Below are 11988 nucleotides of genomic sequence, written 5' to 3' on the forward strand. Positions count from 1 at the left end.
TTGGGGTGTCAGGTCTATGTCGTTACGGTTCGCGATCTGAACCTGTCCGCCGACTTCATTAAAGGATACAAGTACAGTGCAGAGCGGAAGGAATGGCTCCAGGGCCGGTACCCACCACCCAACATTGTTTACAATCGGATTCCTCTTCGTGAAGATGAGAGCCGGCCGCTGGTGCAAAAAAAAATCAAGGAATGTATCGCTCATCCCAAAATCAATCTGTATAATCCTTACTTTTTCAACAAATGGGAATTGTTTGAATGGCTGAGCAAAGCGAGGTCAACCGTATCATTTGTCCCCCATACTCGTAAGCTCAAATCGTCTTCTGTAATCAGCAGCATTCTTCAATCCCACCCTACTGTATACCTTAAGCCAGAAAGCGGAAAGGCCGGTAAAGGGATAATGACCCTTCAATATCGTGAGGAAGATAAGCTTCCCTATAAGCTCAAGATCCAGGATCAATCCAAGAGCACAACCTATAAATCCTCTAATCTGGAGTCGTTATGGAAGAAAATTAAGCGCAGTATTAAACAAAACGACTATATAATCCAACAAGGTATTGAGCTGGCCGAATATGGAGGACGTCCCTTCGATCTTCGGGTTCTTGTGCAAAAAAATGCGAATGGTCAGTGGCGCATGACCGGTGTAGGAGCCCGCCTGGCCGGCCGCAGAAGCATCACGACTCACGTTCCGCGCGGAGGCAGTATTGAAGATCCGATCCTGCTTCTCAGCAGCGTATTTGACACACAGCTGGCCAGTAACATTCTCAACGATGTAAAAAGCACCGCTTTGGAAATTGCCAGACAGATAGAGAAATCATCGGGTCACGCCTTGGGTGAAATGTCGATGGATCTCGGCATTGACCAGGACGGAGGCATATGGTTTTTTGAAGCCAATTCCAAGCCGATGAAATTTGATGAACCTGCTATTCGCAAAAGATCGCTTGAACGGTTAATCCAATACTGTACGCACCTAGCGAAGCAAAATGGATAAACCATCCAAATTTGACTATCAAAGAAGGTGATCATTCTATGCCGTCACCTGTCTTAGGCATACTGACACTGTACCTCAACGACAAAAAACAACTCGAAGAAAAGAAAATATACGAGCGAATGATTTCGGAAGGCGAACGGCTCGGACTCGATGTTTATGTATTCACTCCATCCGATGTCCATCCGTCCAAAGAGATGATTCATGCCCTGATTTATGAGACAGAGCATAAACGATGGGCTCGAAAATGGCGAAAGTTCCCTGATATGATATTTGACCGGTGCAGAATCCAGCGGAGTGCCCGTTTCCAAGAGCTCAGACTTTTCAGACAAAAGTATGCGCATCTCCTCTTCTTGAATCGGCCATTACGCAATAAGTGGACTATACATCAGGTACTGCATAAGAAACAGCGATTCAGACCCTATCTACTGGACACCAAATTGTACAGCAGTAATGCAGATCTGAAGAGCATGCTCATGAAACACAGTCTGCTGTATATTAAGCCGATTAACGGAACAGGGGGCCGCGGAATTCTCAGAATCGAACGATTAACCAAGGACGGCCTCCTGCTCGTTCAAGGCAGAGATCATCAACGGCAGATTCTGGAGCCGAGACAGATGCACTATAAGCTGCTCCCTAAGCTGCTGAAGAATTGGGAAGTCAGGAGCCGATACATTATCCAGGAAGGGGTTCAGCTCCAGCTAGCCAGTGGACGGGTGCATGATTACAGGATGCTGGTTCAGAAGAATCAAGAGGGGATATGGGAATTCACTGGCTGTGCCGGTCGGATCGGAGGACATAAGAGTGTCACTTCCAATCTTCATGGCGGGGGAACAGCGATTGAAATGAATGAACTATTAACACAGTGGATTACCGATTCGGATAAGAGAGCAGAGGTTCGTGCTGCTGTCGAGCACTTTGGAGTCGATGTTGCAAAATATTTAGAAGCCACTTATGGTGCATTATGTGAGTTGGCACTCGATATTGCCATTGACAAGAACGGCGATATTTATCTGATTGAGGTAAATCCGAAGCCTGCAAGGGAAGTCTTTGCACAAATTGGCCAGAATGAGGTTTACAAGCAAGCGATTGTGAAACCGCTGGAATACTCTCTGTGGTTATATAAGCAGAGGAGTTCATAATTGTCCTATGCCTCATCATTGATTATATGAGTTAAGAAACCGCATATGCGTAATTCCCTTCGAAAGCTTGAAAGCAATTGACAACGTCCAAAGGGGATTTCATATGCGGTTTACTCATTTCTATAAGCAGTTATTCATTACTATTCAGCTTGTTTATACAAGGTCAACAATTCTGTAAAGTCATTTAGAAGCGCATTTGAGCCCTTCAATTCATCCTCGCGCCCAAACCCTGCATAAGCGCAGCCAATCACTGTTTGTCCATTCTCCACGCCTGCTTCGACATCAGAGGATCGGTCTCCTACCATCCATGCCGAACGAATATTGTGTTTATCTAACAATAGCTTGACCAGATCAACCTTTGATGCTGTTGCATACTCTCCGGCACTATACAGATCATCAAACAGATGTGCAATACCATAAGCTTTGGCGACACCCTTTACATAATGCTCCAGTCCATTACTTGCAACAAACAGCTTCACACCGTAATCATGCAGTGCCTTAAGCGTATCAACCACCCCAGGATATAGTACACCTATCCCCTGCTCTAATCCTTCCAGCTCGAGCTGCAGCAACAGTTCATCGGCACGCAGCTTCGCTGCCTCTGTTGAATTGGGTATTACCCGCTTCCATATATCAGGAAGCAGCATGCCCAGACTGCCGAGAATAAGCTCTTCAGGCGGTGTCGCTCCTTCGTGATGTCCTTCTTCTCTTAAAATATCAAACATTTTATGGTACACAGGAACGAGCAGCGATTCCGTCTGAAACAGTGTTCCGTCCATATCAAAAATCATTGCCTCGGGTTTATTCAGTATGATCCTTTTTTCCACTAGTCCGCATCCCCTATTCTATTAAATATAAGTTTGCTATTACGAATGATTTAGTCGTAAGTCCACCTGTCTATGATAAGCATTCCAGCTCCCACATGTAAACCTTTCAAATGTAAATTTTCAGTCCTGCTTCCGTTTATTCTGTGTGTTGAACCTTCGTACTATACTTTTAGTTTCATCTTTCATCTTGAGGAAAAAAGGGTATATATAATGGCGAAGGATAAGGAAAGGAGAAAAGGGAGAAATTATACTGTCAAGCTCTCTTAGAGTTCTAGGTTCCACATACATATGCGGGCTGTAGGAGCAGGAGCAAATACTAAAATAGGAGAATGGAAAGGAGTCTTAACGCTTGAAATACTACCAAATAGATAAAGAGGAAGTTCTGCGTGAAGTGAACAGCAGCTTAGAGGGCCTGTCGAAGGAAGAAGCACAGAAGCGAATTGAAACAACAGGATACAATGAACTAAAAGCAAAGGATCGAGATCCCATCTGGAAGCTGTTTCTTGAAAACTTCAAGGACCCTATGGTGATCGTCCTGCTGATTGCGGCGATTGTGCAGCTGATTCTTGGACAATTCATTGAATCACTTATTATATTCCTTGTACTAATTCTTAATGCTATCGTCAGTGTTGTGCAGACTCGAAAGGCTGAGAGCTCTCTCGATGCGCTTCGTAATTTATCTGCTCCAGAGGCCAAGGTTATCCGTGCAGGAGCACGAGTTACCATTCCGGCAAGGGAGCTTGTACCCGGCGATATTGTCATTCTGGAAGCAGGTGACTACGTACCTGCAGATGGACGCATTATCGAATCCGGCAGCCTTAAAGTGAATGAGGGTATGCTGACTGGCGAGTCTGAAGCCGTGGAGAAGCATACGGACCCGATCGAAGGAGATGCAGCTCTCGGAGATCGGCGTAATATGGTATTCAGCGGTGCACTAACCGTGTATGGACGGGGAACGGTCGTCGTCACCGCAACTGCTGGCAATACCGAGATTGGTAAGATCGCCGGGCTCATTGAAACTGCGGAGATGAAACAAACACCTCTTCAGCGCAAGCTTGATAAATTCAGTAAGAAGCTGGGTGTGTTTATTCTCATCCTCTCGATCATTATATTCGGTGTTGAGGCTGGTCGCATCTGGCTGTCAAATGATACAGGAGATGTTACGAGCTCTATCCTTAACGCGCTAATGTTTGCTGTTGCCGTAGCGGTTGCTGCGATTCCCGAGGCCCTCTCTTCGATTGTGACGATCGTACTCTCTGTGGGAACCAACAAAATGGCAAAGCAGCACGCCATTATCCGCAAATTGCCGGCGGTAGAATCGCTGGGCTCCGCGAGTGTTATCTGTACAGATAAGACAGGTACACTAACACAGAATCGAATGACCGTTGTTGATTACTTCCTGCCCGAAGGAGCTAAGGAAGAGTTCCCGGATAACCCGCAGGAATGGAATGATGCAGAACGCCGGCTTCTTCATATTGCGGTATTGTGCAACGATTCTCATATTAATGAGGAAGGTAAGGAGCTGGGAGATCCGACCGAGATTGCACTCATTGCATTCAGTAACAGCAAGAACAAGCACTATCGTGAAATTCGTGATCAGTTTCCAAGAGAAGCAGAGATTCCATTCGATTCCGATCGAAAGCTGATGTCTACCATCCATACCTTTGCCGGTCAAAAAGCAATATTAACTAAAGGCGGTCCTGATGTATTATTCAGCCGTTGCAAGCATGTATTTATGAAGGGAGAGCAGGTTCCGCTCACAGACGAGCTGCTCACTCAGTTCCAGGAAGCAAATGAGAATTTCTCTGAAAGAGCACTTCGCGTGTTAGCTTATGCTTATAAAACAATACCAAGTGATAAAAATGAGCTTGGTGTTGAGGATGAGTATGATCTAACCCTAGTAGGTCTGACTGCCATGATCGACCCGCCGCGTGAAGAAGTATACGATTCAATTATTGAATCGAAGAAGGCCGGCATACGTACGGTAATGATTACAGGCGACCACAAGACGACTGCGCAGGCCATTGGGCGTGATATCGGTCTGATGGATGACCATGATATCGCCGTAACAGGACAAGAGCTGGACGCGATGTCTGAGGAAGAGCTGGATCAGAAGCTTGAGAATATATCGGTCTATGCCCGCGTATCACCAGAGAACAAGATAAGGATTGTACGTGCCTGGCAGAAGAAAGGAAATATCGCTGCCATGACTGGGGACGGCGTTAACGATGCCCCGGCCCTGAAGCAAGCCGATATCGGGGTTGCCATGGGCAGCGGAACGGATGTAGCCAAGGATTCCGCGGCGATGATTCTGACGGACGACAACTTCGTGTCCATTGTTAAGGCCGTCGGTGTCGGCAGAACCGTGTTTGATAATATTAAAAAAGCGATCGCATATTTATTTGCAGGAAATCTGGGTGCGATCATCGCCATCCTGTTCGCGCTCATCGTTGACTGGATCAATCCTTTCACAGCAATACAGCTTCTATTCATTAACCTAGCCAATGATTCCCTTCCAGCGATTGCACTTGGTATGGAAAAACCGGAGCCGAACGTCATGTCTCGCAAGCCAAGGGACATCAACGAAGGGATCTTTGCGGGAGGCACGCTCAGCGCTGTGCTCACACGAGGAATCCTTATCGGGATTGCCGTTATTACATCACAATATATCGGTCTATCCCATTCACCTGAGATGAGCGTTGCAATGGCCTTTACAACCTTAATACTGGCCCGCACCCTGCAAACGTTCGCTGCACGCTCAACACAGCAGACGATTTTCCAAGTCGGGCTATTCTCGAACAAATATGTCCTCGGTGCTGTAGCTGTATGCTTCGTGCTGTACGCTGTCACCTTGATTCCAGGTGTGCGAGGAATCTTCTCTATTCCTGATGCATTTGGCTGGAATGAGTTCTTCATAGCCGCTGGCTTAGCGCTGGGTGCTGTAATTCTGATGGAGATTATGAAATTGATCCGCAATACAACAGCTCAGCGTAATTAATAAATTAAGGGCTGCCTCACCTCATGGGTGTGGCAGCCCTTTGTATACAAACTATCCGATGATATTTGGAAAGGCCTTACGTGTCTTGAAATCAATATCTTTGTAATACATATCTCTTACGAGCAGATTAGGCCCACAGCAGCTCGCTGCATCGCAGAAGCAATTCACCGTTTGATTCAATGGATGATTTGAAGTCCATTCCGAGAAAATATCATCCAGTCTCTCATTCTTAATATTTCCGAATTCCGGAATATCCGCAAAATCGGTTACGTATACGTTGCCGGTAAACATGTTCACATTCACTCGATTGCGGCCATCCGGATCATTTCTTACTGTTACATTCGGCTCTTTATATAGACGGGAAATGAGCCTGCGATCCTCATCTCCCCCATTGCACGCATAGAACGGCAGTGTTCCGAAGAGCATCCACATGTCCTGATCTCTCACATCCAGCAGTCCATGGATCGCGTTACGCATATCATCCAGCGACAAGACAGGTAGTGACTCAGCAAAGTTTGAAGCATACATAGGATGAACCTCATGCCTTCTTGCTCCCATTTGTCCTATGAGCTTGTGGATCTCACCCAGCTTCTGATGTGTGCGATAATTAATCATTGATTCTGCAGAGATGAACATTCCCTGTTCGCTTAGCTTCAAGGAGTTCTCCATCATGCGATCGTACATTTTGGCTGCCGTATTATAGCTGACCGGGCGATTCGTGTTCGCAAATCCTACCTCATGAAAGTCAGAGGCATTCAAATAATTAAATGAAATATGCATAACATCCAGATAGGGCAGCAGCTTCTCATATCGACTAATATCCATCGTCAAATTTGAGTTGATCTGTGAGCGGATCCCACGTGATTTGGCGTACTTGAGCAGAGGAAGAATCATTTCATCCACTGTTTTCTCCAAGAAGCTCGGTTCCCCGCCCGTCAGGCTAATCGTCTCTAGATGCTCCACCTGATCCAACGCCTCAATCATTTGAGATACTGGAATGGAGGGAGCCTCTCTCATAACCAGCATCTCACCGACAGCACAATGCTCGCAGCGCATATTGCATAAATGAGTGACAGTCATTTCAACGCTGGTGAGCACATGCTTACCATATTTTCTTAACGACATCATCGGATCCCAGGGATCATATGCCGGAGAAAGCGCACGAATATTCTTCATTTCATGATTCATTAAAGTCATTTATTTCACCTTATTTCCTAAATTGAACTATGCTGTCCTGCTAAACTACACTACATTATGTAAACTGTGGCTGTTCAGCGATCGATAATACCGAGGAAGACTCACCCATCACTCCTGTAATCATCACCGATAGACGATGAAACAGATCCAGTTCATAAGGGGCTGTAAGGGTGTAACCTTCCTGATCCATAATGATCCGAACTACCGGTCTCTGTGGAGCTTCCGGATGCAACCGTACAACGACTGCCGTCTCTCCTGTAGATAACTGAACAGTCAAACCTACGGGATATATCGCTGCATAGTCCCGAAACAATTCTAACATTTTTTGATCATACTGCGTACCCGAACCTGCAAAAAGCATTTCGACCGCTTGATGCGGCAGCAGAGCATTCTGATAAATTCGGTTTGTCGTCATCGCATCATAAGAATCGGTTAAAGCGATCAGTTTACCGTAATCGTGAATATCGGGCCCAGACAAGCCCTGTGGATATCCCCTTCCATCCATTCGTTCATGATGCTGTAAAGCACAGTGGGCTGAAATAAGCGGAATTCCTGGCTCATCTTTGAGGAGCTTAAACCCATAAACGGTATGATTCTTTACAATATCATATTCCTCATTGGTGAGCTTACCCGGCTTCTGCAGAATATGAGCAGGGATCTGAGTTTTTCCGATATCATGGAGCAGAGCTCCAAGCCCTAACTCCATCAATCTCTTGTTGTCATAACCAAGTGCCTTGCCTAACACTAATGAATAAATACATACATTTAATGAGTGCTCGTATAAAGCATGGTCCATGGATTGCATCCCGGTGAGCATAATCATCACATCTTGACGAGAGCTGATATCTTCAAGAATCTTCTCCATTAGTCCCACGAATACTTTGCCGAGATGAGGATAATAGCCCCGCATCGTTCCACTGGAAGATAACATAGAAAACTGAGTCTTTATCTCTTTCATGGCCTGTATACGGGTTTCTTCTCGTAATAATTCCGGAAATTCAATATCATCAGTATTCGGATCATGAATATACACATAGCTTAAGCCTAATTGACCTAAACGATGAATCAAATTGGCGGTCAATTCGACCTGCTCGCCTAACAATATAATTCCTTCGTCATTATATATTCTTTTGCCCAGCTTCATTCCGGGCTGCAGCATTTGAATGGGTATTAAACGCAAAGTGATCTCTCCTGCCTAAATCAGATGCTATTAGCGGATTTCATTTTATTCTCATTCAAGAATCCATCTCTGTCTCAGACATTCATCAAGCGAATTCGGTCTCTTAAGCTCCATGGCTATCAAATCACGGATAAACTCTGGTAAACGATAAGCTGGCTCTGAACCGAGCGATAGGCTCTGATATCCCACATTGAACGTAAACATATCCAGTGTTCCCACTCGATATAGCTGCTCATCATTCAAAGGAACGCCTCCTATATTCAGCTCGGTAATTCGTTCATATGGAGCTTTGGTCGGATCGTAATGTAACTCTGCACCATCGATGCACAGGACTCCCAGCTGGTATCCTCGAAATCCAAAGCCTTTAAATACGAGGTCCCTGTACTCTGGTATTAAGCTCTCCTCCATAGCTGTACGAAGGTCAGCGCCTTTTAACAGAATGGTGCATGCATTAATCGGAGAAGGGCATAAAGCATGCAGCATCCCCTCCGTTATATTCCCTTCCTCCAAATCACCAAGCAGCTGACCTGCATTAACAACCGCCAGATCTGTACCCGTAAATTGCCGCACTGCCTGAGCTAATAAATTTCCAAATGACGATTCTCTGTCCCAATGAATGGCAAGTGTTCGATCCGTCACAGCAATGGTTCTACCTAATTTATTTTCGGCCTGTTCCCGATGTGTAATAATAGCAGCCGCCACATTTTCATGCAGAAGATTGTCATCCACAGGCAGGCACCCACCTGAAACCAACTTAAAATGCTCTTCCTCGCTGGATCTTTCCACGGTTATTTTTCCGAGGTATTGACCATATTTGCCCGCACCGCATAAGAGCGTCTTGTTTATTTCCAGCGGCTCCTCCAATACGTGATGCGTGTGGCCTCCCAATATCATATCAATTCCATCGATCTGTTCAGCAATTCTCTGATCGGTTGTTAGTCCCAAATGCGATAACAGAATTACGATGTCTGCTTGCTCTCTTATTTGTGTTACCTGAAGCTTTAGCGTTTCGATTGGATTAAGCACCTTCATCCCAAGCAGCTCATAGAACGCGCTAAACGGTGCGGTAGATCCCAATATACCTATTCGTATGTCGCCCTTTGTCAAAATAGTCGATGGCTCCATCCAGGCCGGAGGCTGCCCTGAACGTTCTTCAATCAGATTACCGCATACGACCTTGCATAACAGACCTGCATATGCCTGATCTAGGATATCCGGTGTAAAGGTTAATCCCTCATTATTACCAATCGTAATTGCATCATAGCCCGTTAAGTTTAGAACATCTACATTGGCCCCGCCCATGGAGCCTTCGGTCTCCACTGCCATCCGGTCCATGTGATCTCCAATATCCAATACTAGAATTTCTTCTCCGGGTTCTGCCTGCTCTCTCTCCCTTTGGATCATCGCAGCGATGGAACCCATTTTCTCAAAATGGCTGTGAATATCATTCGTATGAAGAATGGTCAAGGTTTGTTTAGGCATATGGTTCGTCATCTCTGTATTCCTCCTCCGGATACTTATTAGCCATAAATTAATGCGCTATATAAACTAAATTCTCGTCATTTTGCTCACTCTGGTCCATTGGATCTATCTAAAAGATAAGAATAACATTTTCATAAAGGATATGATATATTAAAAGGGTTTATCAATACATCCGTTCGAGGTGAAATCATTTGAAACTGTCCGTGTTATTATTCGCTGGTGTCGCAGAGAGAATTGGGCAATCTAAGATTGAATTAAATATAGATCATGCAGTCACGGTAAACGATTTGAAAAAGCAGCTTGCAGAAGCGTATCCTGAAGCTTCCTTACTCATCCATTCCTCACTAATTGCTGTAAATATGAATTATGCACCAGGCCATGTGGTGATCAACGAAGGAGACGAAATAGCGCTGATCCCCCCCGTTTCCGGCGGAGAAGGTCCCACCTATTCATCAAATTCCGTTCAGCAAACCCACACCTCTGATGATGGACTATACTCTATTGGATATGCCCCCCTATCGGTAGAAGAAACTTCGGCCAAAGTCATCACTGCCAATCACGGAGCAACCTTAACCTTTATAGGAACAACAAGAGAAATGACCGGCGATCAGCGCACCGTCCATCTTGAATATGAAGCATACATACCCATGGCATTATCTACAATGAAGTCGATTGGTGATGAAATCAATGAAAAGTGGCCTGGCGCGCAATGTGCGATATCCCATCGATTAGGCAAAGTGGATATTGCCGAGACAAGTGTCGTGATTGCCGTCTCTTCCCCCCATCGTGACGATGCCTATAAGGCAAGCCGGTACGCTATTGAGAGGCTGAAACAGATTGTCCCGATTTGGAAGAAGGAGATCTGGGAGGACGGATCAGAATGGAAAGGACATCAAACTGGTCCCTGGGACCCATTAAAATGACTAATCATTAAAACTAGTCGTTGTCTGTCCATTTTTTTCTTGATATGATAAATTTAAAAACTTTACATTTAAAGGTGGTTAATTGTCTTGAGATTACATGTCACCGACTTAAAGCCTGGTTTATTGCTTCAATCGGATACTTTTAATCCTTCCGGAGTGCAGCTGATGTCAGCAGGATCCATAATTGATGATTCAGACATCGATAAACTGATGATGCACGGTATTGATTATGTAGACATAACAGAGCCTGCCACCCAGACTGCTCCTGTCTTCAGATCATCCCCAGGAGAATCCCTGCTTAAGCTAGTTCCAATGTTCGATAGTACCATGATAGGAACTGCCTCGATCTTTAAGGAAGCTACAACATCAGGACGTTTCTCGATATCGGAGGTTGACGATCTGCTTAAGCCAATGGCTGAACAGCTTCTGGAGCAGAAGGATGTCGTGTCACTTCTTCTCCTGCTTGATCGTGATGATGAGTATACTTACAACCATTCCGTACAGGTAGGCATTCTTACATACTATATGGCTTCATGGCTCGGTTATGCCCCGGAGGACTGCTACACCATCTCCAAAGCAGGTTACCTCATTGATATAGGGAAATCTATGGTGCCTGAGAAGCTGCTTCACAAGCCAGGCAAGCTAAGCCCAGAGGAATTCCGTGTGATGAAAAAACACGCTAAGCAGGGATATGACATTATATTAGAGTCTACCGGTAATGAAACACTCGCGATTCCTGCATTACAGCATCATGAACGGGAAGATGGCAGCGGTTACCCTTACGGATTACGCAAAGATGATATTCATCCTTATTCCCGAATTGCGGCTGTGGCAGATGTGTACAGTGCGATGACGACTCATCGTGTGTATCAATCCAAGCAAGAATACATATCCGTGTTATGCGAGCTATACGGACTCAGCTTCGGACAGCTCAATGCAAAAGTAACGCAGAGCTTTATCAAGCATCTCCTGCCTAATTTTATTGGCAAACAGGTATTACTGACTTCAGGAGATACAGGTACGATTGTAATGAATAATCCGAATGATCATTTCCGTCCGCTCGTCCGTTGTGGACAAGGCTTTGTAGACTTGGCCAAACAACGAGATATTACTATTGTAGAAATTTATATCTAGAACATACGTTACATAATAAGTCCTTGATTCCTTTCATATCAGCTAGAACTACTTAGAAAGAACAATCTAGTACATACTTCCTTAGATCATCAAATGAAAAACATTTGTAGAAATAGAG

At 45.1% G+C, this 11988-nt stretch carries 9 protein-coding genes; 5 read left to right on the top strand and 4 right to left on the bottom strand.

Translation table 11 applies throughout. The features are described 5' to 3' along the window. Positions 1 to 990 carry a YheC/YheD family protein gene (locus TCA2_RS02440; protein WP_370510308.1) on the top strand — a complete coding sequence of 330 codons (990 nt, stop codon included), beginning with the start codon at positions 1 to 3 and terminating at the stop codon, positions 988 to 990. A gap of 38 nt (positions 991 to 1028) precedes the next feature. After that, the gene (locus TCA2_RS02445) at positions 1029 to 2129 is read left to right on the top strand and encodes a YheC/YheD family protein (RefSeq protein WP_047909940.1); all 1101 of its coding nucleotides are present in this window, start codon (positions 1029 to 1031) and stop codon (positions 2127 to 2129) included. Between the two features lie 140 nt (positions 2130 to 2269). Here the strand turns inward: TCA2_RS02445 and TCA2_RS02450 are convergent, their stop codons facing one another. Continuing rightward, on the bottom strand, positions 2270 to 2920 hold the full coding sequence (locus tag TCA2_RS02450; protein WP_193745979.1) for an HAD family hydrolase: 651 nt from the start codon (positions 2918 to 2920) through the stop codon (positions 2270 to 2272). A gap of 400 nt (positions 2921 to 3320) precedes the next feature. Between TCA2_RS02450 and TCA2_RS02455 the strand changes: the two genes are divergently transcribed. Further along, on the top strand, positions 3321 to 5954 hold the full coding sequence (locus TCA2_RS02455; protein ID WP_370510311.1) for a cation-translocating P-type ATPase: 2634 nt from the start codon (positions 3321 to 3323) through the stop codon (positions 5952 to 5954). Between the two features lie 51 nt (positions 5955 to 6005). Here the strand turns inward: TCA2_RS02455 and yfkAB are convergent, their stop codons facing one another. From yfkAB to TCA2_RS02470, 3 genes are read right to left on the bottom strand one after another with little or no spacing between them, the layout of a single operon-like run. Further along, entirely contained in the window at positions 6006 to 7151 is a 1146-nt protein-coding gene (gene yfkAB / locus TCA2_RS02460; RefSeq protein WP_047909943.1) for a radical SAM/CxCxxxxC motif protein YfkAB, read from the bottom strand. Between the two features lie 55 nt (positions 7152 to 7206). Continuing rightward, positions 7207 to 8331, bottom strand: coding sequence for an HD-GYP domain-containing protein (locus TCA2_RS02465; RefSeq protein WP_047909944.1), 1125 nt, complete (start codon positions 8329 to 8331; stop codon positions 7207 to 7209). Positions 8332 to 8382: 51 nt separating this feature from the next. Further along, a complete protein-coding gene (locus tag TCA2_RS02470) occupies positions 8383 to 9825 on the bottom strand; it encodes a bifunctional UDP-sugar hydrolase/5'-nucleotidase (RefSeq protein WP_047909945.1) in 1443 nt (480 codons plus the stop codon). A gap of 179 nt (positions 9826 to 10004) precedes the next feature. On the opposite strand from TCA2_RS02470, the gene moaD reads away from it, so the two are divergent. Then, positions 10005 to 10736, top strand: a complete 732-nt coding sequence (gene moaD / locus TCA2_RS02475; RefSeq protein ID WP_047909946.1) for a molybdopterin converting factor subunit 1 — start codon at positions 10005 to 10007, stop codon at positions 10734 to 10736. An 87-nt stretch (positions 10737 to 10823) separates the two neighbouring features. Further along, the gene (locus tag TCA2_RS02480) at positions 10824 to 11870 is read left to right on the top strand and encodes an HD-GYP domain-containing protein (RefSeq protein WP_047909947.1); all 1047 of its coding nucleotides are present in this window, start codon (positions 10824 to 10826) and stop codon (positions 11868 to 11870) included. Positions 11871 to 11988: the final 118 nt, after the last annotated feature.

Source organism: Paenibacillus sp. TCA20 (assembly GCF_000732325.1).
Taxonomy (GTDB): Bacteria; Bacillota; Bacilli; order Paenibacillales; family Paenibacillaceae; genus Paenibacillus; species Paenibacillus urinalis.